A 26,913-nucleotide genomic window follows, 5' to 3' on the forward strand; every position below is an offset into this window, starting at 1 on the left:
GTGATCGCCGGCAGACCCGGCAACGGCGGCAACGTGAAGGACGGCAACCCCGGCAGCGACAAGTTGATCGGCGGCAGCCCCGGCAGCGTCAAGTTCAGCGCCGCATTCAGCGCCGCGGAGATGTCGGCACCCAGGTTGGGCAACGTGATCGCCGGCAGACCCGGCAACGGCGGCAACGTGAAGGACGGCAAGCCCGGCAGCGACAGGTTGATCGGCGGCAACGTCAAGGCCCCCGACAACACCGCGTTCAGCGCGGCGTTGATGTCCGCACCCAGGTTGGGCAGCGTGATCGCCGGCAGACCCGGCAACGGCGGCAACGTGAAGGACGGCAACCCCGGCAGCGACAAGTTGATCGGCGGCAACGCCAACGCCCCCGACAGCGCCGCGTTCAGTGACGCACTCAGGTTGGCGCCCAACCCATTTAGCGCCCCCGACAGCGCCACACCCAACGAACCCAGGTTCGGGATCGTCAGCGCCGGCAGACCCGGCAGCGACGCGAGGAAGTTCGCCGCCAGCGTCTCACCGGTCTGCAGCGCCCCGTTGAGACCCGCCCCGAGGTTGCCGGCCAAATTACCCAGTCCGCCGAGTCCCGCGGCGAGGTTGGCTGCCAAGCCATTCAGGCTGCCCCCCAGGCTGGCCGACAAGGCCGCGTTGAGGTCAAGACCGAAGTTGGCGTTCAGCAGCGCCTGAAGCGCTGCGTTGGCCTGAGCGATGAGCGGACCAGCCATAGCCGACAGGGCCGCGCCACTGTTTTCAAGGGCGACCCCGGCCTGAACGATGGCGTTCCCGGTCTGGACCAGCCCGCCACCGAGACCGGACAGGAACATGCCACCGGTCTGGAAAGCGATTCCGCCGAGCCCGGCGCCGAGGAGCGTTTCGACCGTGCCGGCAAGCCCGGCTCCCAGACTGCTGGTCAGGCCGGCCGACAGTGACCCACTGATCGCGGCACCCAAGCCGGAAATCGCGCCACCGATCTCGGCGGCCAGGTTCCCGCCGCCCGAGAGCACCGCGGCGCTGTTGGCAACCTCGGCTGCCGCATACGCGGCCGCGCCGCCGCCCAACGTGTTGACGAACGCGTTGTGGAAGGCCGCCGCTTGCGCGCTCAGTGCTTGGTACTCCTGCCCGAAGTTGCCGAATAGCGCTGCGATTGCGGCTGATACCTCGTCGCCCGCCGCGGGTGCCAAGCTGGTGGTCGGGGCGATGATCGCCTGGGTGACCTCATCCAGGGCTGAGCGAATACCCGCAAGATCTTGGGCTGCCACCTCGACGAGATCGGGAACTGCTACGACGAAAGACATGTTCATCTCCCCACGCGAATGAACGACATATACGTTTGTGAGCCCGAATTATCGAGGCAAGGCGAGCGTAATGGGGTGCCACAGAGGCACATTGGAAAACGGTTGTTTTCAACAGGGTCCGGCGCGTCTATTTAAGATTCTGCGCGACCCGTTGCCCACGGCGAATGGCCAGGAGAAGACTCGGCGTACCCGCAGGCGTGGGTCGTGATACTTAAGGTACAAAGCCGTTGCTATTGAACAATTTTCAGTCCGTCAGGCCTCCTCGCCGTCTCATTTGGACAGGGATGACCACATTTGGCATGTGCCGAATAAGGAGGTATCCGCCGGAGGCACGTTTTAAACCTTCGCCGACGAATTTACCAAAAATTGGTATTCGCGTACCGAAAACATGAGAATGACAAGGCATTTCTGCGAGCCCCCGTGCGGACAACAGCTCGACGCCGGCCAGGCGAACTAACCGGACCGGGAGCCTGCTGCCGTACCGAGGTTGGTAAAACTGGTATTGGCGTACCGAAACCAGCGTAATGACAAGGCATTTCCGTCGACCGCCGTCCTGGCGACCTACCGCGCCTAGAAGGTTGGGAGGGTTATCGAGATCAGCGGCGGCGGCGACGAGGGCGCGCCGATCGCCTGGGCGAGCTGTTGCGGCGCGTAGTTGACCAGGAAGGGCAGGAGGCCGCTGAAGGGCGTGCTCCCCACACCGACGTTGACGTTGATGGGGGGCAGCACGGTGTTGCCGAGCAGGGTGACCGTGGCCGTCACCGGGTAGTAACCCGGCGCATGAAGTATGCCGTCCAGTGGCAAGTTGGCGACCACGGTGACGTTGGCGATGTTCCCAATTGCGGGCCCGGTGATGCTCGATAGGTTCAGCGCGTATGGGAATGTCGCCTGGCCGTTGAGGAAGCCGTTGGCAATGAACGCGGGCGCATCGACGAGGGCGGCGAAAGCCGCGGGGGCGTCCCCGGCCTGGACGGCCGCCGCGAACGTCGCAGCGCTGTAACCGGCCGCCTCCAGCGTGGCGGCCGGCGGGCCCAGTAGGCTGGCGCCGAACACCAGCGGCAGCCCGACCGCGTTGTCCAGGGTCACGTCCGTAGGCACGGTGAGTGACTGCACCACCAGAGATGACGTGACTCCGGTATTCGTAAGCGTCCCAACGACATTGCCTATGTTCTGCAGGATGTGACCGGGGATGGCAGTCACCGGTTGGAAGTTGCCGGTTTGGAATGCTGTCGCGATGGTCTGCCCATAGCCCATCTGGTTGGCCACGACCTGCCGCAGGAACGGGAAGGGGTCGGCCAACCAGCCACCTGCGAGGCTTTGCAGGTTCGTCACCGTGTTGTAGACCAGCGCTTCGTATGGGCCCGCGATGCCGGTGAAGTACGGGCCCGCGCCGGCTTGGACGTTGAGCAACCCTGGAAGTAGCGAATTGACAATGGGGGTCAACGAATTCGTAAGTCCGGTAAGCGAAGTGGGCAGCCCCGGAAGGGCACTGGACAAGAGGGTGCCTAGATTGCTTCCAAGTGAGCCTAGGTTTCCGAGGGGTCCCAAGACCCCTCCGAGTGAACCCAGGCCGCCGAGAAGCGAGCCGCCGGAGGTGCCGCCGCCGAGGATCCCGTCGAGAAGGCCGGCGGCGCTCACACTCTGGGCGGCGGCCGTGGGCTCGCCGATCGAGTGCGCCATAATCTGCTCGGCGTTGGCGATCTCAGTGCTGGCATAGGCGCCCGCGCCTGCGTTGATCAAGCTGATGAATTCCGCGTGAAACGCTTGTGCCTGGGCGCTGAGCCACTGAAACTTCTGGCCGAAGTCGCCGAACATCGCCGACATGGCGGCTGATATCTCGTCGGCCGCGGCGGGCGCCAGTTCCGTCGTCGGACCCGCAACCGACGCCGCGGCGTCGGCCAGCGACGCCCGAATTTCCGCCAGATCCCCGGCCGCAGCCTGAACAGCCTCCGGCGCCGCGATCACGAACGACATGCCCGACCTCCTCGATCCCGCGGCGGTAACTACCCGATTGACGCGAAGTTAAACACGAGATTAATCTGTGACAGCTCCCCCTCGGGCCAGAATCGGCATAGCGATTTCGGTCGATGCGCGTGGCCACCCCAGTCGAAAACGGCGCTGCGCGAAGCGATCTAGATGCGTCAGGGGCGCGGCGCTCAGCCGCCGAACGCCGACGCAAGCAGTTGGGGCGTGTAGTCCAGCAGCGCTGGAATGAGGCCTCCGACCGGCGGCCCGCTGACGATGATCGGGTTCCCGAACAATGACGCCGTCGTCACAACCGGTTGCGTGGGAACGAGAAGGCCGGAGAAGGGAACGTCCGCCGTCAGGCCCGGCGCCAGCTGCACGGGTAACGTCTGCTGGCCGTTGAGGAAGGCGTTCGCGATGTTGGCGGGGGCATCGACGAAAGCGGTGAACGCCGCCAGCGGGTTGCCCGTGCCTACGCCCTCGAGAAACGCTGCGCCACTTAGTGACGCGGCAAGGCCGGCATTGACCGGCGCGCCCAAAGCATCGAAAGCCAGCAGCTCCGGCAGCCCGAGGCCGACGGCGAACGCCGGCGGATTAAGCGACGTCACCGACACCGAGGCCGGAACGATCAGGTCGCGGAACAAGTTGGCGGAGCCCAGCGCGAACTGCCCGCCCGTGCTCAGGATCGGCAGCGGGTTGCCGGTCTGCAACGCCCCGAGGATCAGCTGCGGATTGGTGAACGTGGTCATCGCCTTGAACACCGCGGGCGCCGTAACGGTCGCCCAGGTGCTGCCGATGCCTTGCATGTTGGCAACCGTGTTCGCGACGAGGCTTTCGTAGGGCCCGGCGATTCCGGCTGTCGTGCTGGTCGCCGCGGCGGCGCCCGCGCCTGCTCCGAGCAAGGTCTGCTCCGCGTTGGCCGCCTCGGTGCCGAGGTAGGCAGCCGCGCCGGCGTTCATCAGGTTGACGAACTGGGCGTGAAAGGCCTGAGCTTGCGCACTGATGGCCTGGTATTCCTGGCCGAAGGAGTCGAACAGTGCCGCGATCGCGTCCGACACCTCATCCTGGGCCGCGGGGAGCAACCCGATGGTCGGGCCGGCGGCGGCGGCGCTCGCCTCGCTGAGGGCCGAGCGAATTCCGGCCAGGTTCTGGGCCGCGGCTTCGACCAACTCCGGTTGCGCAATGACAAACGACATCGCCCGTCTCCCATCGGCTCATCAGGAGGATCACCGGATGGTGACCGAGATGAACATGAGGTTAAAGGGGCCAGTGTGTAAGTGGGGGAAATTGCATATTTTCGTTACATCTGTGACATCACCATTCTGCTACGAAAGCGCCGGTCGCGGTGCCCGTCGGCGCGCGGCCGGCGCCTACCCGGCGGGGGCGATTGCCAGCGCGAGCTGCTGGGGCGCGTAGATCAGCAGGCCGGTCGCCAGGCCGCTGATCGGCGTGCCCCCGACCGGCGCGGTAACCGTTCCGATCACCGTGCCCACCGACGCGGTGTATGGCGTCGCCGGAACGAGGATTCCATTCATGGGCAGGTTCACAACGGCGGGCGAGCCGCTCAAGTCGAAGCCGATGGGCAGCGTCGATTGTCCGTTGAGAAAGGCATCGGCGACGACGGCCGGAGCGTCGATGAGGGTGCCGATCGCCCCGGCATAGTTCCCGGTTTGCAACTGGCCGGCCAACGTTCCGCCGATGGCCCCCACGGCGCCCGCCCCGTTGTACGGCGCCCCCAGCGACTCAATGAACAGCGCCGTCGGCAGGCCCGCATTGAGGGCGATGGAGAAGTTGGCCACGGGCGGTAGCGGTAACAGCCTGATCGTGAGGAGGACCTGCGCCGCGAGCGTCGTGTCGGTGACGGTGTCGATCACGTTGGTGAAGTTCTGCGAGATCTGCGCGGGGATGGTGCCGGCCGGCAGCAGGTTGGTGAAATTCTGCGCCATCATTCCCGGAATGCTCAGGATCGGTATCAGGTCCCCCAACGCGCCGGTCGGGGTGACGGTGGCGGTGAGTCCCGGAGCGACGGCGATGTTGCCGCTGGTAGTGACGTCGACACCGGTGACGAACAGGTTCAGGAAGCCTTGCGCGACGTCCGTGACCGCGCCGGTGACGTCGCCCATCTGCAGGGCCTGGAATGCGGATTGGAGCGCCGACGGGAAGGCCTGCAGCCCGGCGCCGAAGTCGTGGGCCGCGTTCTGCAGCGACGCCGCGACGATCTGGGCGTAGGCGAGCTGATTGGCGATGAATTGCTGCACGTACGGGACCGGATTGAAGGCCAATAGCGCCTGGACGAACGCTCTGATGTTGGCCGGCAAGCCGGCCAACACGGCGGGGAGGTTCTGGATGATGTATTCGGCACCCGCCGCGATCGTCTGCGCGTAGCCGATCTGATTGACGAGGAACTGGCGCAGGAACGGCGCCGGGTTCGCCCGCCAGGCGCCACCGAGGACTTGCAGATTAGCGGCGGTGTTGGCGAACAGCGTTTGATACGGGCCCGCGACGGAAGCCAGCCCCGCGCCGGCGCCCGTCGCCAGCAGCACCCGAGCGGGCGCGGCCGTCCGCGCCGCGACCAGGCCCGACGCGGCGGCGGCCTCGGTACCCAGGTAGGCATTCGCGCCCGCGCCCAACAGGTTGACGAACTGCGCATGGAACTGCTGCGCCTGGGCGCTGATGACCTGATAGTCCTGTCCGAACGCGCTGAATAAGGCCGCGACCCGCGCCGAGACCTGATCCTCGGCGGCCGCCGCGATGCCGGCCGTGGGCGACGCCGCCGACGCGCTGGACTCGGCCAGCATGGAGCGAATTCCGGCCAGATTCTGGGCTGCCGCCTGCACGTCCTCGGGTGCCGCGCTGAGAAACGACATGTGCAGCCCCCATCGCTTCACACGACGGCCGCCCGACGGCCATCACAACGATGTGATCTTAGTCACAGGCCGGGCCGGCGCGCGGTCAAACGGGCGCTTTAGTGCGGTTCCGCCAGCAACGTCAGGGCGTGATCACCGCCGCGAGTTGCGACCCGAAGCTCAGCAGGCCCGGGATCAGACCACCGATTTGCGTGCCCGGCAGCGGGCCCCCACCCCCGCCGAGCTGAATGGGGCTGAGCGGGGTGAGGAGCCCGCCCAGGGGAACCTCGGCCACCGAGTTCAGGGTCAAGAGCGGCTGGCCGGCAACCGTCACAGTGACCGGCAGCGTCGGCAGGCTGATGAACGTCTGGCCATTGAGGAAGCCGTTCGCGATCGCCCCCGGAGCACCGATCAGCGCCGCCGCGGCCCCCAACGGGTCGCCCGTCTGCACCGCCGTAACGAACGCGAGCGCACTGGAATTCAGCGCGCTCAACGCGTTGGCCGGCGCGCCGATCGCGTCCAAAAGGAACTGCAAGGGCAGGCCGAAGGTGATGCCGAGGTCTCCCGGATTGAAGGTCGCCCCGAAGTTGGTGAGTGTCTCGACCACGTTGGTGAAGTTCTGCGCCATCTGCGCGGGGATGGAGCCCGCGGGCAACAGGTTGGCGACGTTCTGCGCCATCTGTCCCGGGATGGCGAGGATCGGCGCCAGGTCTCCCAGCGGGCCGAGCGGGGTGACCGGCAGCAGCGTCGCCGTCGGCGATCCCAGTTGGCTGATGTCAAAGCTGATCGGCTGGAAACCGGGCAGCACGACATTCTCCAGGCCCTGCGCGACGGCGTTCACCGCGCCCTGGATGTCGCCGCCGGCGAGGGCCTGACCGGCCACCTGGAAGCTGGCGGGCAAGCCGCTCAGCCCCGTGATCAGGTCGGCGCCGGCGTTCTGCAGGCCCGTGACGACGGTCTGGGCGTAGCCGATCTGGTTGGTGACCAACTGCTGCAGCAGCGCACCGGGGTTGAGCGTCGAAAGGCCCTGGATGCCGGTCTGGATGGTCGCAGGTAAATTGGCCAGCTCGGTGGGCAGATTTTGGATGCCGGTCACGATCGACGAACCGATCGTTTGCGCGTAGCCGATTTGGTTGTTGGCCAGCTGGTGCAGGAAGGGGAACGGGTTGGCGGTGAAGGTGCCTCCGATGGCCTGCAGGTTGGCGACCGTGTTCGAGACCAGAGCCTGATACGGCGCGGCCACCGCGGCGCCGAACGAGTTGAGGCCGGTGATCGCCGCGGACGCGCCGCCCGTCGGAAGCGAACCCAGCGCGATGGGCGAGCTGGCGATCGCATTCGAAATCGCTTGCGCGCCAGCCTGAATCTCGCCACCGAGCACGGTCTGCGCGGCGTTCGCGGCCTCGGCGCTGGCGTAGGCGCCCGCGCCCGCGTTCATCAGGTTGACGAACTGTTCGTGGAAGGCCTGCGCCTGGGAGGTCACGGCCTGGAATTCCTGGCCGAAGTTGCCGAACATCGACGCGATCGCGACCGATACCTCGTCCTGAGCCGCCGTCGCTATCCCGGTCGTGGGACCGGCTGCGGACGCTGCGGCCTCCGCCAGCGACGAACGAATACCGGCGAGATCCTGGGCCGCGCTCTGCACCAGGTCCGGCGTTGCGATCACAAACGACATTTCCACTCTCTCCTCGGGCACAAGTCGGATGACCGGTGGTCACCCGAAATTCAGTACGAGACCCCACGAACCTCCCGCACGCGTGCGGGAGGCTCGTCGAGTCCTCCGCTGCCGGTTACCGGCCGGAAACTTACCCGGCAGTAACCCTGACAGACACGAGCCTATAAGGCGGCCGCCGCAACGAAAAAGACAATTTGCGTTTTCACAGCATTCGTTACGGTTGGCGGTCTTTTGGGCGAAGCGCCCTAAAAGCACAGCTAGGGAGGGCGCCGGCAGCACCGGCGCCCTCCCCGCAACGACAAACAGGTCACCGACTACATGGCGATGTCCGCGGCCAGTTGCGCCGGGAAGCTCAGCAGCCCGGGGATGATCCCACCAATTCCGGTGCCACTGGGAATGATGAGCTGCTGTCCCTCGAGAAAGACGTGAGGGATGCTGAGCGGAGTAAGGATCCCGCCAAACGGAATTTCAGTAGTCGACGTGAACCCGAACAAACTGGCCGGCGGCAACGTCAGATACGTGGTGCCGTTGAGGAAGCCGTTCGCGACGACAGCCGGTGCATCGAGAACCGCGGCGAGGGCGCCGAGGCCATCTCCGGTTTGCACGGCGGTGCTGAAGGCTACTGCGCTCGAATTGAGCGCGCTCAATGCCGTGATGGGCGAACCGATCCCGTCGAGGACGAGCTGCAGAGGTATCCCGAAATCGAGGCTGCCCGTAAACCCGTTGAGTGTCGTTCCGAAATCGGTGAACGCCTTGACGAGGTTGGTGGCGTGCTGCGCCATCTGCGCCGGTATGGAGCCCGCCGGTAGCAAGTTGGTGAGGTTCTGGGCCATTTGCCCGGGGATGGCAAAAATGGGCGCCAAATCCCCCAGAGGGCCGATCGGAACGATCGCGAGAATGCCCCCGTCCTCGACGACGATGTTGAAACCGGGCAGGAAGACGTTCTCCACCCCCTGCCCAAGGGCGGTCGCCGCGCCGAGCAGGTCGCCGCTTGCCAGGGCCTGTCCGGCCGCCTGGAAGCTGGCGGGCAAGCCTGCCAACCCGGTCACGAGGTCGGTGCCGGCGTTTTGCAGGCCCGTGCCGATCGTCTGGGCGTAGCCGATCTGATTGTTGACGAACTCCTGCAGCAAGGCGCCCGGGTTGAAGGTCGCCAGGCCCTGAATGCCGCTTTGGATGGCCGCCGGCAGGTTGGCCAACTCGGTTGGCAAGTTCTGGATGCCGGATGCGATCGCGGAGGCGATCTCCTGCCCATAGAAGATCTGGTTATTGACGACTTGATGGAGGAATGGGAACGGGTTACTCACCACGGTGTTCCCGATGGCCTGCAGGTTGGTGACGGTGTTGAACACCAGCGCTTGGTATGGCTCGGCGACCCTGGCACCGAACGAACCGAGCCCGCCGATTAGCGCGGATGCCCCTCCAGTCGGAAGCGAACCCAAGCCAATCGGCGAGCTGGCGATCGCGTTCGAAATCGCTTGCGCGCCAGCCTGAATCTCCCCGGCGACGGCGGCGCCGAGGCTCTGCTCGATCCCGCCGCCAAGTGCGGCCTGTGTCGCGTTTGCGGCCTCGGCGCTGGCGTAAGCACCCGCGCCGGTATTCATCAGGTTGACGAACTGCTGATGGAAGGCCTGCGCCTGGGCGCTCACGGTCTGGAAGCGCTGGCCGAAGTCGCCAAACATCGATGCGATCGCAAGCGATACCTCGTCCTGCGCCGCGGTCGCGATCCCGGTCGTGGGAGCCGCCGCGGTCGCCGCGGCTTCGGCCAGCGACGAACGGATACCCGCCAAATCCGTGGCCGCGCTCTCGACCAGGTCCGGCGTTGCGATCACAAATGACATATCCACCCTCTCTTCGGGCCACTGGCGATGACCAGTGGTCACTCACATGGACACAGTCGAATAAGGCCCCGCGCAGGATGTGCGCGAGGCCCCCCTCGACTCTTCTAGCTGTCGCTTACCGAGCGGTAATCTTACCCGTCGGTAACCAAGACAGACGTGAGTCTAATAAGACAACGGCTTTTGTCAATACGACGATGAGGACTTCCCAGGAATCGTTAGGCTTGCGAACCGCTTATAACGCGGCGAGCCCATCGGCGCAGCTAGGGGCGTCGCCGCAGGCTAGCCGATCGGCGGTGCGCCGATCGTTTGCGCGAGGGTCTCGGGCAGGAAGACCAGCAGGCCGGGCAGGATTCCGCCGAAGGTTGTGCCGCTCAGCGTGAGCGATCCCGGCCCCAGCGCGGGGATGCTCAGCGACGCGAACCGCAGCGGGGTGAGGATCCCGCCGACGGGGATGGCGGTGATCGTTTCGATGCCGCCGGGACCGCCGAGCAGCGCCGGCAGGGGCAGCGCCGCCTGGCCGTTGAGGAAGCCGTTGGCGATGACGGCCGGGGCGTCGATCAGCGCGGCGAGGGCCCCGAGCCCGTCGCCGGTCTGCACCGCGCCGATAAACGCGCTCGCGCTGGAGCCGACTGCTTGCAGCGTGGTGATCGGCGGCCCCAGCGCGTCAAGCGCGAGCACCACGGGCAGCCCGATGTGCAGGTTGCCGGTGTTGAGGTCGAGCGTTTGGGAAAGATCCGTCAGCGTGGTGAACAGGTTGGTCGCGTTCTGCGCGACCGTTGCCGGAATGGACCCGGCGGGAAGGAGATTCGTGAAGTTCTGTGCCATCTGCGCGGGGATGCCGAGGATGGGCAACAGGTCTCCCAACGCGCCCCCTGGAATGATGTCGAGCAGCCCGGTGACGGGATCGACGGTGACGTTGAGGTCGGTGAAGACCGGCGCCAGGAAGGCTCCCCCGACTTGGAGCAGTCCGCCGGTGACGTCGCCGGCCATGATGGTTTGCAGCCCGGTTTGCAGGTTCGCCGGCAGGGCGGTCAAACCCGCGAGGAAATCCTTGCCGGCGTTCTGCAGCGAGGTGGCAACCAACTGCGCATAGCCGATTTGTTGGTCGACGACCACCTGCGCGATGGATGCGGGGTTTAGCGCCGAGAGCCCCTGGATGGCCACCGGCAGATTGGCCAGCTCGGCGGGCAGGTTGGTCACCGCGTTCTGAAACCCCGTCGCGATGGCCTGGCCGTAGCCGAGTTGGTTGCTGAGCAACTGGTTGAGAAGAGGCGCGGGGCGCGCGGCGACGGCGCCGCCGAGGCTTTCGAGGTTGCTCACGGTATTGGCGACCAACGCCTGATACGGGGCGGCGACGGTGGCCCCGAAGTCCAGCAGAACTTGCTCGACGTTGGCTGCCTCGGCGCTCACGTAGGCGCCCGCGCCGGCGTTCATCAGCGAGACGAACTCCGAGTGAAATGCCTGCGCTTGGGCGCTCATCGCCTGAAATTGCCGCCCGGCGCTCCCGAACATCGCGGCGACCGCGACCGACACCTCGTCACCGGCGGCGGCGGCGATCCCGGTCGTGGGACCCGTCGCGGTCGCGGCGGCCTCGGCCAGCGACGAACCCACGCCCGCCAGCTCCTGTGCGGCTCCGTGCAATAGCTCCGGCGCCACGTTCAAGAACGACATCCCGATCTCCTCGACTGTTTGCTCGACGGCCACTTCTTACTTGCAAGTAAGATCTTTTCGGCGGCACCGCCGAAGACCATCGGTCAAATGTCGTAGAAAACCGCGCGTGGGGGTCGTAGATCCGCGGGCGCCGCGTGATGCTCAGGCGCGAAGTTCGGCGCCGACCACCTCGGCGGCGCGCCGCACGGCGGCGTCGCGGGCCGCGCTCGCGTCGTCCTCGGTCAGTGTGCGATCCGGAGCCCGGAAGCGCAGGGCGAACGTCAGGGATTTGCGGTCCTCGCCGATTTGGGGGCCGGTGAACACGTCGAACAGCTGCAGATCCTCGAGCAGTTCTCCGGCTCCCTCGCGAACGGCGTCCGCCACGGCCTGGGCCGGGACGTCCGCGGCCACCACGAGGCTGACGTCCTGGAACACGGCCGGAAACGGCGACACCCGCGGCGCCGGCAGCACGTCGGCGATCGGGATCGCATCGAGGTTCAGCTCCATCGCGCAGGTGCCTTTGGGCAGCCCGGAGCGCTCGACCACGGCGGGATGCAGCTGCCCCGCATAACCGACGCACGTCTGGCCCACGAGCACCTCGGCGCACCGGCCCGGGTGCCAGGGCAGGTGCTGGGCCGCCCGGAGGCGCACGTCAATCCCGCTGGCGCGCGCCACGATTCGCACCGCCTCGAACGCGTCGGCGGCTTCCACCCGGCGGCCGGGACCCCAGGGCCCGCGCGGTTCGCGCAGGCCGGTCAGCACCGCGCCGACGTGCTGCGGCTGGTGCGGCAGGGACGCGTCCAGCATCGCGATCTCGGTGTCGGTCGGCCGGCGGTGTACCGGGATGAGCTCGACGCCGCGGGTCTCGTCGGTCGGCTGGACCACCTGCGCCACGGCGAACAGCGCGGCGTCGACGAGGCCGCGGGACACGTTGCGCCCTAACGCTTCCAGCAGCGCGGGCAGCAGCGTCGTCGCCAGCGCGGGGCGGTCGGCTTCCAGCGGGTTGAGTACATGCGTCGCCATGCGCCGCGGGTCGTCGGCCGGCAGCCCCCAGAGGTCGAAGACGCCGGCGGGCAGGAACGGCGTCGGCAGAATTTCCACGTAGCCCGACTGGGCCAGCGACTTGCCGATCGCGCGGCGCCGCTTCTGCACCGCGGTGAGACCGCGGCCGGCGGGGGCCGCCGGCAGCACCGACGGGATCAGCTCCAGCCCCTCCAGCCGCATGACCTCCTCGACCAGGTCGGCGGGCTGCAGCAGATCGGGGCGCCAACTCGGCGGCGTCACGATCAGGATGTCGTCGTTTTCGGCCACCGCCGCGCCGATTTGGGTGAGCCGCCGGGCCGTCGTGCCCGGGCCGTACGCCACGCCGGCCACGCGGTCCGGCAGATCGACGCTGATCCGGATCCGGCGCTGCGACCAGTCGTCGCGCGGCGGATCGCCCCGCCAATCGGTCAGGGTGGGCGACACCGCTCCCCCGGCGATCTCGGCAAGCAGGGCGGCACACCGGTCCAGCGCGGCCACCGAGATGGCCGGGTCGACGGAGCGCTCGTAGCGGCGGGCCGCCTCGCTGGGCAGGTGCAGCCGCCGCTGGGTTCGCGACACCCCGGCGGGGTCCCAGACGGCCGCCTCCAGCAGCACCTCGGTGGAGTCGTCGCGCACCTCGGTGGTGGCCGCGCCCATGACGCCGCCGATCGCCGCGGTCGCCTTGTCGTCGACGATGAGGACGTCGGCCGGATCGAGCCGGCGCTCGATGTCGTCCAGTGTGACAACGGTTTCGCCGGGCCGGGCGAACCGCACGGCGAGGCCGCCGGTGATGCGATTGCGGTCGTGCGCGTGCATGGGGTGGCCGAGCTCGAGCATCACGTAGTTGGTGACGTCGACCGCGGGGGACGTCGCGCGGATCCCGGCCAACAGCAGCCGGCGCTGCAGCCACCACGGCGACACGGCGGCGGGGTCGATCCCGGTGACCGGGCGCAGTGCGAACCGGCGCACGCCCGTCTCGGCGTCCACCGTGAGCGGCCACGCCTCCCCCTCGACCGGCAGCGGCTTGATGTCGGCCGGGTCGACGAAGTTGAGGTCGTAGGCGCAGGCGATCTCGCGGGCCAGGCCACGCACCGACATGCCATAGCCACGGTCCGGGGTGATCGCCAGGTGGAAGACGACGTCGTCGAGACCGAGCACGTCGGCGCCCGATGCTCCCGGTGCGGCAGTTTCGGGCGGCAGCACCAGGATCCCGGAATGGTCTGCGCCCAAACCGAGTTCGGCGGCCGAGCAGATCATGCCGTCGGAGCTGCGGCCGTAGGTCTTGCGGGCCGTGATGACAAAGCCGCCGGGCAGCGTGGTGCCGGGCAACGCCACCACCACCAGGTCGCCGACCGCGAAGTTGGTTGCCCCGCAGACGATCTCGCGCGGATTGTCCTCGCCGACGTCCACAAGGCAGGCACGGATGGGCTTCTTGAATTCGGTGAGCTCTTCGATGGAGGTGACGCGCCCGACCGTGAGCGGGCCGTCGACCGGGCCGAGCCTGACGACCTCTTCGACCTCGTGACCGATGCGCACGAGCGTCTGCTCGATGTCGCCGGGCGCCGCATCCCAGCCCGGGGCGCCGGCCGTGACGACCTCGCGCAGCCAGCTGTAGGGAACGCGCATCAGGCACCCACCCCGAACGGCAGCGAGAATCGGATGTCGCCCTCGACCATGTCGCGCATGTCCGGGATCCCGTTGCGGAATTGCAGCGTGCGTTCCAGGCCCATCCCGAACGCGAAGCCGGAGTAGACGTCGGGGTCAATTCCCGCGGCGCGCAACACGTTTGGATGCACCATCCCGCAGCCACCCCACTCGACCCAGTCGGCGCCGCCCTTTTTGTTGGCGAACCACACGTCGACCTCGGCGGACGGTTCGGTGAACGGAAAGAAGTGGGGCCGGATCCGGGTGCGGGCGGTCGGCCCGAACTCGGCGCGCGCGAACGCGTCCAGCGTCCCGCGCAGGTGCGCCATGGACAGGCCGCGGTCGACGGCCAGGCCCTCGACCTGGTGGAAGACGGGTGTGTGGGTGGCGTCCAGTTCGTCGGTGCGGAAGGTGCGGCCGATCGAGATGATGTACACCGGCAGCTCGCGCTCCAGGAGCGTGCGGACCTGCACCGGCGAGGTGTGGGTGCGCAGCAGCTGGCGGGAATCCTCGGGCGCGATGTAGAAGGTGTCCTGTTCGCTGCGGGCGGGGTGGTCGGCCGGGAAGTTCAGGGCATCGAAATTGAACTGCTCGGTTTCGACCTCGGGCCCCTCCGCCAGCTCCCATCCCATCGAGATGAAGGTGTCGGCGATGTGCTCGGCAAGGATCGTGATCGGGTGCCGGGCGCCGGGCGGCTGTCGGGTCGACGGCAACGTGACGTCGATGCCCTCGGCGACCAGGACCGCGGCGTCACGCTCGGCGCGCAGCGCCACCAGCCGTTCGTCGTAGCTGCGCTGGGCCTCGCCGCGCGCGGTGTTGACGCGCTTCCCGGCGTCGGCGCGCCCGTCCTTCGGAACACCGCCCAGCGCCTGACGCGCCAGCGCCAGCGGCGAGCGATCACCGAGGTGCTCGGTCTTGATCCGCGCGAGCGCGTCCAGGTCGCCGGCGCCCTCGATGGCCCGGCGGGCGGCCGAGACCGCCTCGGCCAACGCTTCCGGCGACAGGTCGACGGGTTGATCGCCCACGCGGCGGCACTCTCCTTGCTGACGAGGCTGTTGGACGCGCCGGGATGTGCCCAGCGCAAGTGCCGATCATAGGTGATTCGGTGCCCGGCGCTCGGCGCATGCCGGGCAGTGACTAGCCGGCCGCGACCGGTTGCGCGGCGGGCAGCGGACCGTCGTCAAGCGCATTGCGAGCGGTCACGAATTGAAAGACCTTGTGGGCCAGCAGCGCGCCCAGCACCCCGAACACCGGGGCGGCCGCCATCGTCCCCCAGTGGTGCGCCAGGATCAGGAACCCGAAGCCCGAGGATGCCGCCAGCATCACGAGCCGCGTCGGTGTCCAGTGGATCGGCTGCCGGAACCGGGCGGACACCAGCACACCCAGCACGACGGCGGCGGTGTGGCCCGCGTCGGTGAAATCGCCGCCGATGATCGCGGAGGCCAGTCCCGCCGCGACCCACCAGCCGACCCACGGGGCCCGCCAGCGCGCCGGAATGACGGCCGTCATCGCCCCCAGCACCGCCAGGGCGCCGTAGCTCATCCCGACGTCGCTGGCCCGCGTGATCGACATCGGCATCCAGCCGAACTCGACCGCGGCGGCCAGGGCCGCGGCCACCACCAGCGTCGCGCCGATGTGGCCGACCAGGAACGCCACCACCAGCCGGATGGTGCGCAGGTGCAGCTCCGCGAGCGCGAGCAGGCAGGTCAGGAACGGCAACCAGAAGTACAGCGGTCCGGCGTCGACGACCAGCGCACTGCCCAAGAGGGTGCCCACATGACCGTGGGACAGGTTGTGCAGGTTGGTGCTGGCGCGCTGAACGAGCACGTCATGCGCGTGCGGGCCCAGCGCCAGGAGGGCGCAACTGATGGCAAGCAGCGCCGCCACGTATCCCACGGTGAACCGGACCCGGGCAAGCCGGGACAAGATGCCCCCAATCATTGCCATCCATTATGTGTACTAATTTGTTTCGGAAGTGTGATCAAAGGCTGTTAACTCCCTAAGAGTCTTGAGGCGATATATCCCCAGGTCAGCGGGGACGCCGGCGGGTTTACCCGCGAATAGGGGCTTGCGCGCACGCTTGGCGACGATGCCCAACGCGTCCAGCTCGGTTTGCGGTATCTGATCCAACGTCGAGCTCGACACCATGATTCCACCTTTGGTGGCGCGTTCCATAACTCGAGCGGCGACGTTCACGTCGACGCCCAGCCAGTCCGCGGCGATGCGCTGCGGCCGACCGGTGTGGATCCCGACCCGCATCTGCGGTGTATAGCCCGCCACCTCGACGGATTTCAGCGCCTCGTTGGCGGCCAGCACCGCGCGCAGGGCGACCGTCGGATCGCGGAATACGGCCATCAGCCCGTCGCCCATGCGCTTCACGATGTGCCCGCCCGCGTCCAGCAGCGGCGGCTCGACGGCCCGCGCCACCCGTCGCAACAGGGTGAGTGCCGCGTCGTCGCCGGCTTGCAACGACCAGGTGGAGAAGCCGACCAGGTCGGTGAAAACCAGCGTGACCTCCGGGTTTGCCGGCCGTCGGGAAACCGTCTCGGTCAGCGCCTGCCACATCTGCAACACACCGAGGCTGAGCTCGCGCGAGGCCGCGTCGCGATCCCCGAGCAGGCGGTCGGCGGCCCGTGCAGCCGCGCGCGGACCGCCCTCGCCGGCGGTGGACAGCGGGTCGCCGAACTCGGGGTCCCCCGGCAACAGCCGTCGCGCCCGCCGGAGAAACGACACCACGGCGGGGCTGTGATTGGTGGAGTGCAGCCAACGCGCCGGCGACCGCCGTTCCGAAGCCGGGGACGCCGCCGTCGCCACCGCTTCGCGGTCGCTCTTCAGGTCCGTCTCCGAGGCCTCGCCCGGGTCCGGATCGCGCGGCGCGAGTTCCACTTGGTCAGGTTATGTGCTGCCGGGAGAAGCGGGCAATGACAGTTGGGGCGTCTGTGTCAGAGGTCGCAGCCAACGCGTCGTCGCGGCGTGCTCGGGATTAGACGGCCGGCAGCAGCAACCCGAACACGGCCGGCAGTAGTAGGCCGAGGCCGAAATAGGGCTTGTGCAAGACGGCTTGCACTGCGGGGAGCAAGCCGCCGAACTCGGGACCGGCCAGGGGGACGACGGTCGGCGCCCCGGTCGGCGGCGTCAACGTGAGCGAAGCGGGCTGCACGGGTGCCAGGAGTCCCCCGTACGGAATGTTGATCTGCGCCGATGTGAAGGGGAGGCCCGTTGGGGGCGCGATCGGCGCGGTGAACGTGCCCTGTCCGAAAAGCAGGCCGTTCCCGACATTCGCCGGAGTGTTGAGGAGCCCGATCAGGGCGCCCAGCGGGTCGCCGGTTCGCGCCGCATTGCCGACTGCCGCCATGCTGTTTCCGAACGCGTTCGCCGCGCTGAGCGGTGCGCCCAGCGCATCGACGCCGAGGGCCACCCCCGGCGGAGCAGCCACGGAGCCGGTCAGGGGCGACCCGTTCGGCAATCCCGAGCTGTCCAGCGCCACCGACAGCGGACCGAAGCCCCATGAGAACGACGCCGGCACCGCCGCCGCGCTGGCCAGACCCTGCTGGACGTTGGCGATCTCAGTGTTCAGGTAGGCGGCCACGCCACCGTTCAGAGAGCTCACCAGCTGGGAGTGGAAAGCGGCCGCTTGGGCGCTGGCCGCTTGAAACACCTGGCCATATTGGGCGAACACCGACCGGATGGCCGCCGACACATCATCGGCCGCCATGGCCGCCAATCCCGTCGTGGGACTTGCCGCCGCCGAATTAGCCGCGGTGAGCGTCGTGCCGATGGCCTCCCATTGCTGCGCGGCCGCGGTCACGGCATCGGGTGTCAGACTGAGATACGACATTGTCTGTCTCCCTTCGATTAACGCCACCGGTCGACTACAGACCGATCAGGCCTGCAATTCCGCCGAGAACGTAGGGAACGAAGCCGTTCGTGCTCCCAATTGGAAGATTGTTAGCGCCGAGAACGGTGTATGTGGTCCCACCGGCCGTAACGTCGAAAGTTGGCCACGATGCCGTTATCGGCTGGGGCGAGGCGAAAACCCCATTGAACGGAATACTCAGGGTGCCGACGGGCCCACCAAAGGCCGTGGTATCTATCGGAATGTTGACGGTGGTCGAGCCGACCGTGACGGCGGCCAAATAGTTGCCGGGGGTGCTGAGGAGCGTCAAAGCGGCTCCCGGCAAGTTCCCCGTCTGCAAATCGCCGATCAGCGTATTGACACTATTTAGCAGCGAGGCGTTGCCCGAGACGCCGGGACCCGCGGTGGCGCTGAGCAGCGAAAGCAGTTGGGGCGCGCTGAACGTCGCCCCCGTGACTTGGAATTCTGTTCCCGGCGCACCGGAGGGTCCGGTCAAAACGTTCCCCGTCACCGCGACGTTTGCACTGCCAAGCAACCCGCCGGTCGCGTTCGCGAACCCCGAGAAAGGGCCGTTCTGGCCGGTGGCGGGCACGGTCCCGCCAAACGCGACCGTTATGGCACCGAACGGCGTGTTGATGGGGCCGAGGGCGCCCGAAAAGGTCTGAGGGGCAGCCACCACGCTCGCCAGCACTTGCTGAACATTGACGGCTTCCGCGCTGACGTACTGGCCCGCGCCGGCGTTTAATGCGCCCACGAAATTGTCGTGAAAAGCCGCTGCCTGCGCGCCGAGGGCTTGGAATTCATGTCCCGCCTCCCCAAAAAACGACGTGATCGCCGACGAGACCTCGTCGGCACCCGGCGCCGCGATCGCGGTCGTCTGCGCCACCGCCGCCGCGTGGGCCGCGCGCAGTGAGGATCCGATATTCGTCAGATTTGCGCTCGCCGATGTCATTACGTCCGGCGCGACACTAATAAATGACATGACACCCCTTCATCGCCGAATAGCCCGTCACAAAATCACCACCCGGTCGAGGTGGGGTGATCGTAACAGCGGATGCGCTTCATGACGGAGGGCCGAAAGTCCTTCTCGAATTCGAATTCGGCAAAAATGGACCCAGCCCAATTTGCGCTCGCCGGGAAAGTTTGCTGAGACCTTCCCACCGATCGCACCATCACGTCTCGGCGCACGTTCGGTAGCACTTATGGCACGCGGGCGCGAAATCGTAGACAACGCACGTTGTCAAAGTTATCGTGAGCGCAGGAGGCCGAGATGACTGCCATACCAACGACATCCGCCGATCCGCTCGGACCCAACTCGCTCACCTGGAAGTACTTCGGTGACCTCCGCACCGGAATGATGGGCGTCTGGATCGGCGCCATCCAGAACATGTATCCGGAACTGGGCGCGGGCGTCGAGGAGCATTCCATCCTGCTGCGCGAGCCGCTGCAGCGAGTGGCGCGCTCGGTCTACCCGATCATGGGCGTCGTCTACGACGGCGACCGCGCGGCCCAGACCGGCCAGCAAATCAAGAGCTATCACCGCACCATCAAGGGCGTCGACGGCGCGGGGCGCCGCTACCACGCGCTCAACCCCGAGACGTTCTATTGGGCGCACGCCACGTTCTTCATGCTCATCATCAAGGTGGCCGAATACTTCTGCGGGGGCCTGACCGAAGCGGAGAAGCGGCAGCTGTTCGACGAGCACGTGCAGTGGTACCGCATGTACGGGATGAGCATGCGCCCGGTGCCCCGATCGTGGGAGGAGTTCCAGGAGTATTGGGATCGGGTGTGCCGCGAGGAGCTGGAAATCAACCAGGCGACGCTGGACATCTTCAAGATCCGCATTCCCAAGCCCAAGTTCGTGCTGATGCCGACGCCGGTCTGGGACCAGTTGTTCAGGCCGCTGGTGGCCGGTCAGCGCTGGATCGCGGCGGGACTGTTCGAACCGGCGGTGCGCGAAAAGGCGGGCATGCACTGGACGCCGGGCGACGAGGTGCTGCTGCGCGTCTTCGGCAAACTTGTCGAGCTGGCCTTCCTGGCCGTGCCCGACGAGATCCGACTGCACCCGCGCGCGCTGGCCGCCTATCGCCGCGCCGAAGGCCGGCTACCCAGCGACGCGCCGCTGGTTGAGGCGCCGGCGTTCATGGCGCCCCCGCGCGACCGGCGCGGGCTGCCGATGCATTACTTTCCGCCGCGACCGCGTTTCGCTCCCCGCACCCCGCTGGACCCCGCCAAGTTCCTGATGGAGCGCGCGGGATCGTTGGTGCACGGCACGCTTTCGCTCACCGGCCTGCGGCCGGCCCGCGGGCGCCGTCCCAGGGCGGCCTGAGCACCGCCCGGCGGTTAGTGGATGGACACGTTGGGAAGAAGACCGCCGAAGTAGGTCCCCGGGAACGCCAGCTGCAAATGGCTGACGTCGACGGTCACCCCGGTGATCGAGATCGCGGGCAACAGCGTGCCGGTCACCGATGTCCCATAGGAGAAATACGGAAGGGCCTGACCCAGCGATAAAAAGAACTGGCCGTTGGGGGCGAAGGCGTCGGTCCCGGTGGCCGACAGCAACGGCACGACACCGAACGGCGTATTGAGGGCGACACTGCCACTCGCCACTCCCAACGCCCCGCCGGTGCCGAAGGAAAGCGCCGTCGCGCCCAGCGAGATGTTGAAGGGGCCGACGTTAAAACTCTGGTTGAGTCCCGGGAGGGTCACAGCGGCCGGCAGAGCCTGCGCCGGCGCGTTCACGGCGTTCGCCAAGGTTTGCTGGGCGTTGGTCAGCTCGGCGCTCGCGTACTGCGCCGCGGCACCACTCAAACCGCTCACGAACTCGTCGTGAAAGGCCGCCGCCTGCGCATTGATGGCCTGGAATTCCTGGCCGTGCGAACCAAGCAGCGCCGTGATCGCCGCCGACACCTCGTCGGCGGCCGGGGCGACGACCGAGGTCGTCTGGCTCGCAGCAGCTGCGCTCGCTTCGCGCAGCTCAGAGCCCAAATTCTGCAAGTTTCCGCTTGCCTCCGACACGATGTCGGGCGCGACGCTCAGCAATGACATTGTCGTGCCTCCCTTCGTCCAACCGTTGACGACGAAGACCGCCGGAGTGGTGACGAGACGCACAGCGTAACAGCCGGTGCCCGGCTGAGAGCGGGTATGGACAAACTTTCGCGACCAACCGCCGCACCCTACCCGGCGCAGTTTGCTAGAGACGATTAAGAGCGGTCGAGCGCGCGGGCGCTCTGGTACAGACAGATCGCCGCCGCGGCGGCCACGTTGAGGCTTTCGGCGCCACCGGACATCGGGATGCGCACGCGGTGGTCAGCCGCCGCCGCAAGCTCCGCGGACAAGCCGTGGGATTCGGCCCCGAACAGCCAGGCCGTCGGCGCGGCGAGGTCCGCCTCGTCGAGGCGGGTTTCCCCGTCCACCGTCGTGGCCAGCACCTGCAACCCGGCGGCGCGCATCGCGGCGACAGCGCCGGCGGCGTCGGGCGCGGCGACGACAGGGATCGAGAAGATGCTGCCGGCCGAGGCGCGCAGGCATTTGCCGTTGTACGGGTCGACGCTGTGCCCGGCGAGCACCACCGCCCCCGCGCCCATCGCGTCGGCGATGCGGATCAGCGTGCCCGCGTTTCCCGGCTCGCTGATCTCGACGGGAACCGCGATCAGCCGGGGTGAGCCCGCCAACGCGTCCTGGAGCGCGGTCGCCGGCATGTCGCAGACCGCCACCAGCCCCGACGGGGTGACCGTGTCCGAGAGCGCCTTTGCGGCCCGCTCGGTGACCAGGTGCACCGGACACTGCTGCGTGGCAAGCAACGCCGCGTGCCGCTGCGCCGCCAGCTCGGTGACGAATACGTCGCGGACCAACCCGCGGGCGGCCGCGGCGCCGACCAGGTTCGGGCCCTCGGCCAGGAACCGTCCCGCCCGGCGGCGCCCAATGTGTCGGTGCAGTTTGACCGCCGCGGCCACTCGGGCCGAGCGTTCGGTGAGCGGCTCCGGCATCGCCGGCAGTTAGGCGGCCTCTCCCGAGTCCGAGGGGGCGTTGACGTCCTCGGGCAGTGCCGCCCGGGCCACGTCGACCAGCGCGGTGAACGCCGCCGGATCGGTGATCGCGATGTCGGCGAGGTTCTTGCGGTCCACCTCGACACCGGCGGCCTTCAGGCCCTGGATCAGGCGGTTGTAAGTGATGTCGTTGGCGCGTGCGGCCGCGTTGATCCGCGAGATCCACAACTTGCGGAACTCACCCTTACGCGCACGACGGTCGCGGTAGGCGTAGTTCAGCGAATGCAGCTGCTGCTCTTTGGCTTTGCGGTAGAGCCGGGACCGCTGGCCGCGATAGCCCTTCGAGGCCTTTAAGACGCTGCGCCTCTTCTTGTGGGCGTTGACCGCCCGCTTCACGCGTGCCATGGATGTTCCTACTCTCGTTCTGGCAGTAAATGGTTCTAGGTCTAGTGCCGGCCGAATTAGCCGTTCAGCAGCTTGTTGACGCGCTTGGTGTCGTTGGCCGACACCGTGGTGCGGCCGTCCAGCCGGCGGGTACGGGTCGACGGTTTGTGCTCCAGCAGGTGCCGGCGGTTGGCTTTCTGGCGCAGGATCTTCCCGGTGCCGGTGCGCCGGAACCGCTTCGACGACCCGCTATGGGTCTTGGCCTTGGGCATGTTTCCTCTACTTTCAGTACTTTTCAGTACTTGTCAGCACTGGCTGGTACTCGGTCGTGTCAGGTCAGTTGGGCGAAGGGCTGGCGTCGGCCTCCGCCTCGGAGTCCGGTGCCGCGCCTCCCCCGGGTCCTTCCGGGTGCCGCGCCCGGGCGCGGGTCTTCGCGCCGCGGTGCGGTGCCAGCACCATCGTCATGTTGCGGCCGTCCTGCTTGGCGGACGTTTCGACGAATCCGTAGTCGGCGACGTCCGCGCCCAGGCGTTGCAGCAATCGGTAGCCCAGCTCGGGCCTCGACTGCTCACGTCCGCGAAACATGATGGTGACCTTGACCTTCGATCCCGCCTCCAGGAAGCGGATTACGTGGCCCTTCTTGGTCTCGTAATCGTGATCGTCGATTTTCGGTCGCAGCTTCTGTTCTTTGACAACGGTCTGCTGCTGGTTCCGGCGGGATTCGCGCGCCTTTTGCGCCGCCTCGTATTTGAACTTGCCGTAATCCATGATCTTGCAGACCGGAGGTCTGGCGTTCGGGGCAACTTCGACGAGGTCGAGATCGGCGTCCGCGGCGACGCGCAGTGCGTCCTCGATGCGCACTATGCCTACCTGCTCTCCCCCTGGGCCGATCAATCGGACTTCAGGTACGCGGATGCGCTCGTTGACGCGGGTCTCAGTGCTGATGGGGCCTCCCTTGTTGGGCTTCTTTGTCGAGTTGCGGCCGCAGCGGTGGAAAACCACACCATCAGCAAAAAGGCCCTGCAAAAGCAGGGCCCAATGCCGACCGATCACGGCTGGAACTCCAGCCGCCCGCGCTGCACGCGAAACAGGCATTCACGATGCCTGTGACCGGACCGCTGCACCTTGAAAAAACTCGTGGCGAGCGGTGGGAGTGGGACTCCACTTACTGTCCCCGGCATTCACCGGGATGGTCGCAGTCGATAGTTTAGCAGCCATGACGCGTCTTCCTGCACGTCTGCGGCCGGACGGGCGTCCGGCGTGCGCCGCACCCGCTCGACAAACCCGGCCAACTGCTCTTCGCCTCTCCTGGCGCTTCGCCAGGATTTTCACGGCTTGACGGCATATCCTCGCGGTCTGTGACACTCGCTACGTCCCGCTTCGGCCCGCGTTCGGGCAGCCAGCCGAACTCCCGGTATCGCTGGGTACCGGCGGCGGCGGGCTGGACCGTGGGCGTCATCGCGACCCTGTCGCTGATCGGTAGCGTGTCGCCGCTGATCCGGTGGCTGATCAAGGCCCCGCGGGAGTTCATCAACGACTACCTGTTCAACTTCCCGGACACCAGCATCGCGTGGTCGTTCGTGCTGGCCCTGCTGGCCGCGGCGCTCACCGCGCGCAAACGCATCGCCTGGGTGCTGCTGCTCGGGAACATGGTCCTGGCCGCCGCGTTGAACGCCGCCGATATCGCCGCCGGCGACAACACCGCGGCCGAGTCGTTCGGGGAGAACCTCGGCTTCGCGGTGCACATCGTCGCGATCGTCCTGCTGGTCCTGTCCTATCGGCAGTTCTGGGCCAAGGTGCGCAAGGCCGCGCTGTTCAAGGCGGCCGCCGTCCTGGTCACCGGGCTCGTGATCGGAATCCTGGCGTCCTGGGGGCTGGTCGAGATGTGGCCGGGCACCCTGGCACCCGATTCCCGCTTCTGGTACGTGGTCAACCGGGTGGTCGGGTTCTCCATCGTCGATCCCGACGCGTTCACCGGCCGGCCGCACGTCCTGCTCAACGCGATCTTCGGGCTTTTCGGCGCGCTCGCGCTGATCGCGGCGACGATCGTCTTGTTCCAGTCCCAGCGCGCTGACAACGCGCTGACGGGCGAGGACGAATCCGCGATCCGCGGGCTGCTCGAGCTGTACGGCAAACAGGACTCCCTGGGATATTTCGCCACCCGCCGCGACAAGTCGGTGGTGTTCGCCCCGAGCGGCCGCGCGGCCATCACCTACCGGGTCGAGATCGGGGTCTGCCTGGCCAGCGGCGACCCGATCGGCGACCCGAGATCGTGGCCGCAGGCGGTCGACGCCTGGTTGGGGTTGTGCCAGACCTACGGCTGGGCGCCCGGCGTCATGGGCGCCAGTTCGCAAGGAGCTCAGGCGTTCCGGGAGGCCGGGCTCAACGCCCTCGAGCTGGGCGACGAGGCGATCCTGCGGACCTCCGACTACAAGCTGTCCGGCCCCGACATGCGCGGGGTGCGCCAGGCGGTGACGCGGGCCCGCAGGGCCGGGCTGACGGTGCGCATCCGGCGGCACCGCGACATCTCCGCCGACGAGATGGCCGAAACGATTTCGCGCGCCGACGCCTGGCGCGACACCCAAACCGAGCGCGGCTTTTCGATGGCGCTGGGCCGGCTCGGCGATCCGGCCGACGGCGACTGCCTGCTGGTCGAAGCCATCGACCGCGAGGGCCACGTGGTCGCGATGCTGTCGCTGGTCCCGTGGGGAAGCACCGGGGTGTCCCTGGACCTCATGCGCCGTTCCCCGCAATCCCCCAACGGCACCATCGAGCTCATGGTCAGCGAGCTCGCGCTGAACGCCGAAGTCCTTGGCATCATTCGTATTTCGCTGAACTTCGCGATGTTCCGCTCGGCGTTCGAGCAGGGCGCACAGCTCGGCGCCGGGCCGGTCGCCCGGTTGTGGCGCGGGTTCCTGCTGTTCTTCTCGCGATGGTGGCAGCTCGAGACGCTGTACCGCTCGAACATGAAATACCAGCCCGAGTGGGTGCCCCGGTACGCGTGCTACGAAGACGCCCGGCTGATCCCGCGGGTCGGCGTCGCCTCGGTGATCGCCGAGGGCTTCCTGGTCCTGCCGTTCAGCCGGCGGGAGAAGGTGCACACCGGGCACCATCCCGCGGTGCCGGCCCGGCTGGCGGAGTCCGGGCTGCTGCACCACGACGGGTCGACGCCCGACGTGAGCGACCTGCAGCGCGGGGTCAAGGCGGCCGAGGCCGAGGAGTCGCGATTGCGCCTGCCCGAGCAGGTGCGGGTGCGGCTGGCCAAGCTGAAGATCCTGCAGCGCAACGGCGTTGACGCCTACCCGGTGGGGTGCCCGCCCAGCCATTCGGTCGCCGCCGCGTTGGACGCCGACGACCAAGAAGACGTGTCGGTGGCCGGGCGCATCCTGCGAATCCGCGACTACGGCGGCGTGCTCTTCGCCCAGCTGCGTGACTGGTCGGGGGAAATGCAAGTGCTGCTGGATAATTCGCATCTCGGGCACGGCCGCACCGCCGACTTCACCGCGGCCATCGATCTCGGCGACCTGGTCGAGATGACCGGCCAAATGGGCTTTTCCAAAAAGGGCGCCCGCTCGTTGATCGTGCGCGACTGGCGGATGATCGGTAAGTGCCTGCGGCCCTTGCCAAATAAGTGGAAGGGGCTGACCGACCCCGAGGCGCGGGTGCGGACCCGCTACGTCGACCTGGCGGTCAACCCCGAGTCCCGCGAGCTGATCCGGGCCCGCAGCAACGTGTTGCGCTCGGTCCGGGAAACGCTGTTCGCCAAGGGCTTTATCGAGGTCGAGACGCCGATCCTGCAGAAGATCCATGGCGGGGCCAGCGCTCGGCCGTTCGTCACCCACATCAACACCTACGACATGGACCTGTTCCTGCGCATCGCGCCGGAGCTCTATCTGAAGCGGCTCTGCGTCGGCGGCGTGGAGCGGGTGTTCGAGCTGGGGCGGGCCTTCCGCAACGAGGGCGTCGACTTCAGCCACAACCCGGAGTTCACGCTGCTGGAGGCCTACCAGGCGCACGCGGACTACAAGGTGTGGATCGACGGCTGCCGGGAGCTCATCCAGAACGCGGCGCAGGCCGCCAACGGCGAGCAGACCGTGCTGCGCCCCCGCGGCGACGGCACGGACGCCCGCCTCGAGCCGGTCGACATCTCCGGCACCTGGCCGGTGAAAACCGTGTACGACGCGGTATCGGAAGCGCTGGGCGAACACGTCGACCCAGACACCTCCCTGGCCGCGCTGCGCAGGATGTCCGACGCCGTGCACATTCCGTATCGGGCGCATTGGGACTCCGGCGCGGTGGTGCTGGAGCTCTACGAACACCTGGTGGAGGACAGGACCGAGCAACCCACGTTCTACATCGACTTCCCCACCTCCGTGTCGCCGCTGACCCGGCCGCACCGCAGTCAGCCCGGCGTGGCGGAGCGGTGGGACCTGGTGGCGTGGGGCGTGGAGCTGGGAACCGCTTACAGCGAGCTGACCGACCCGGTGGAGCAGCGGCGCCGCCTGCAGGAGCAGTCCCTGCTGGCAGCCGGCGGCGATCCCGAGGCGATGGAGCTCGACGAGGATTTCCTGCAAGCCATGGAGTACGCCATGCCGCCCACCGGCGGACTCGGTATGGGCATCGATCGGCTCGTCATGCTAATAACCGGCCGAAGCATCCGCGAAACCCTGCCATTCCCGCTGGCCAAGCCGCATTAGGCCGCGCGTAACGCCTTCGAGTGCACGGCGACCATGCACCGCGGGGAGCCC

20 protein-coding genes are annotated in these 26,913 nt (G+C 67.5%); 2 read left to right on the forward strand and 18 right to left on the reverse strand.

All coding sequences use genetic code 11. The features are described 5' to 3' along the window. From AC5Y7V_RS28715 to AC5Y7V_RS28775, 13 genes are all read right to left on the reverse strand, one after another. Positions 1 to 1,298: PE family protein (locus AC5Y7V_RS28715; RefSeq protein ID WP_499883430.1), on the reverse strand; the 1,298-nt coding region annotated here is incomplete at its 3' end. 570 nt (positions 1,299 to 1,868) lie between these two features. Then, entirely contained in the window at positions 1,869 to 3,272 is a 1,404-nt protein-coding gene (locus AC5Y7V_RS28720) for a PE family protein (RefSeq protein WP_499883431.1), read from the reverse strand. 182 nt (positions 3,273 to 3,454) lie between these two features. Continuing rightward, complete coding sequence (locus AC5Y7V_RS28725) at positions 3,455 to 4,459, reverse strand: PE family protein (protein ID WP_499883432.1); 1,005 nt, start codon at positions 4,457 to 4,459, stop codon at positions 3,455 to 3,457. 174 nt (positions 4,460 to 4,633) lie between these two features. Next, positions 4,634 to 6,130, reverse strand: coding sequence for a PE family protein (locus tag AC5Y7V_RS28730; RefSeq protein ID WP_499883433.1), 1,497 nt, complete (start codon positions 6,128 to 6,130; stop codon positions 4,634 to 4,636). A gap of 121 nt (positions 6,131 to 6,251) precedes the next feature. Beyond that, positions 6,252 to 7,781: a PE family protein gene (locus AC5Y7V_RS28735; protein ID WP_499883434.1), complete on the reverse strand. Its 1,530-nt coding sequence runs from the start codon at positions 7,779 to 7,781 to the stop codon at positions 6,252 to 6,254. 314 nt (positions 7,782 to 8,095) lie between these two features. After that, complete coding sequence (locus tag AC5Y7V_RS28740) at positions 8,096 to 9,619, reverse strand: PE family protein (RefSeq protein ID WP_499883435.1); 1,524 nt, start codon at positions 9,617 to 9,619, stop codon at positions 8,096 to 8,098. Between the two features lie 279 nt (positions 9,620 to 9,898). After that, entirely contained in the window at positions 9,899 to 11,290 is a 1,392-nt protein-coding gene (locus AC5Y7V_RS28745; RefSeq protein ID WP_499883436.1) for a PE family protein, read from the reverse strand. A 141-nt stretch (positions 11,291 to 11,431) separates the two neighbouring features. Beyond that, positions 11,432 to 13,918, reverse strand: coding sequence for a phenylalanine--tRNA ligase subunit beta (pheT, locus tag AC5Y7V_RS28750; RefSeq protein WP_499883437.1), 2,487 nt, complete (start codon positions 13,916 to 13,918; stop codon positions 11,432 to 11,434). After that, positions 13,918 to 14,961, reverse strand: coding sequence for a phenylalanine--tRNA ligase subunit alpha (gene pheS, locus AC5Y7V_RS28755; protein ID WP_499883438.1), 1,044 nt, complete (start codon positions 14,959 to 14,961; stop codon positions 13,918 to 13,920). The genes pheT and pheS overlap by 1 nt, the downstream gene beginning before the upstream one ends. A 112-nt stretch (positions 14,962 to 15,073) precedes the next feature. Beyond that, positions 15,074 to 15,877, reverse strand: a complete 804-nt coding sequence (locus tag AC5Y7V_RS28760) for a rhomboid-like protein (protein ID WP_499883484.1) — start codon at positions 15,875 to 15,877, stop codon at positions 15,074 to 15,076. Positions 15,878 to 15,895: 18 nt separating this feature from the next. Further along, positions 15,896 to 16,822, reverse strand: coding sequence for an adenylate/guanylate cyclase domain-containing protein (locus AC5Y7V_RS28765; protein ID WP_499883439.1), 927 nt, complete (start codon positions 16,820 to 16,822; stop codon positions 15,896 to 15,898). Between the two features lie 97 nt (positions 16,823 to 16,919). Further along, positions 16,920 to 17,774, reverse strand: coding sequence for a PE family protein (locus tag AC5Y7V_RS28770; protein WP_499883440.1), 855 nt, complete (start codon positions 17,772 to 17,774; stop codon positions 16,920 to 16,922). Between the two features lie 34 nt (positions 17,775 to 17,808). Further along, positions 17,809 to 18,774, reverse strand: a complete 966-nt coding sequence (locus AC5Y7V_RS28775) for a PE family protein (protein WP_499883441.1) — start codon at positions 18,772 to 18,774, stop codon at positions 17,809 to 17,811. Positions 18,775 to 19,062: 288 nt separating this feature from the next. Here AC5Y7V_RS28775 and AC5Y7V_RS28780 point away from each other — a divergent pair, with 288 nt between their 5' ends. Then, entirely contained in the window at positions 19,063 to 20,121 is a 1,059-nt protein-coding gene (locus tag AC5Y7V_RS28780; RefSeq protein WP_499883442.1) for an oxygenase MpaB family protein, read from the forward strand. Between the two features lie 14 nt (positions 20,122 to 20,135). On the opposite strand, the gene AC5Y7V_RS28785 is transcribed toward AC5Y7V_RS28780, so the two are convergent. The 5 genes from AC5Y7V_RS28785 to infC all read right to left on the reverse strand — a co-directional run bounded on the left by AC5Y7V_RS28785 (position 20,136) and on the right by infC (position 23,110). Continuing rightward, complete coding sequence (locus tag AC5Y7V_RS28785; protein WP_499883443.1) at positions 20,136 to 20,903, reverse strand: PE family protein; 768 nt, start codon at positions 20,901 to 20,903, stop codon at positions 20,136 to 20,138. A gap of 92 nt (positions 20,904 to 20,995) precedes the next feature. Continuing rightward, positions 20,996 to 21,781 carry a TrmH family RNA methyltransferase gene (locus AC5Y7V_RS28790; protein WP_499883444.1) on the reverse strand — a complete coding sequence of 262 codons (786 nt, stop codon included), beginning with the start codon at positions 21,779 to 21,781 and terminating at the stop codon, positions 20,996 to 20,998. A gap of 9 nt (positions 21,782 to 21,790) precedes the next feature. Further along, positions 21,791 to 22,186 (reverse strand): 50S ribosomal protein L20, encoded by a 396-nt coding sequence (rplT, locus tag AC5Y7V_RS28795; RefSeq protein WP_067012100.1) that lies wholly within the window; start codon positions 22,184 to 22,186, stop codon positions 21,791 to 21,793. A 56-nt stretch (positions 22,187 to 22,242) separates the two neighbouring features. Further along, positions 22,243 to 22,437, reverse strand: coding sequence for a 50S ribosomal protein L35 (gene rpmI, locus AC5Y7V_RS28800; RefSeq protein ID WP_067012098.1), 195 nt, complete (start codon positions 22,435 to 22,437; stop codon positions 22,243 to 22,245). 64 nt (positions 22,438 to 22,501) lie between these two features. Then, entirely contained in the window at positions 22,502 to 23,110 is a 609-nt protein-coding gene (gene infC, locus AC5Y7V_RS28805; RefSeq protein ID WP_499883485.1) for a translation initiation factor IF-3, read from the reverse strand. Between the two features lie 413 nt (positions 23,111 to 23,523). On the opposite strand from infC, the gene lysX reads away from it, so the two are divergent. Beyond that, complete coding sequence (gene lysX, locus AC5Y7V_RS28810) at positions 23,524 to 26,862, forward strand: bifunctional lysylphosphatidylglycerol synthetase/lysine--tRNA ligase LysX (protein WP_499883445.1); 3,339 nt, start codon at positions 23,524 to 23,526, stop codon at positions 26,860 to 26,862. Positions 26,863 to 26,913: the final 51 nt, after the last annotated feature.

Source organism: Mycobacterium sp. NGS34 (genome assembly GCF_059812845.1).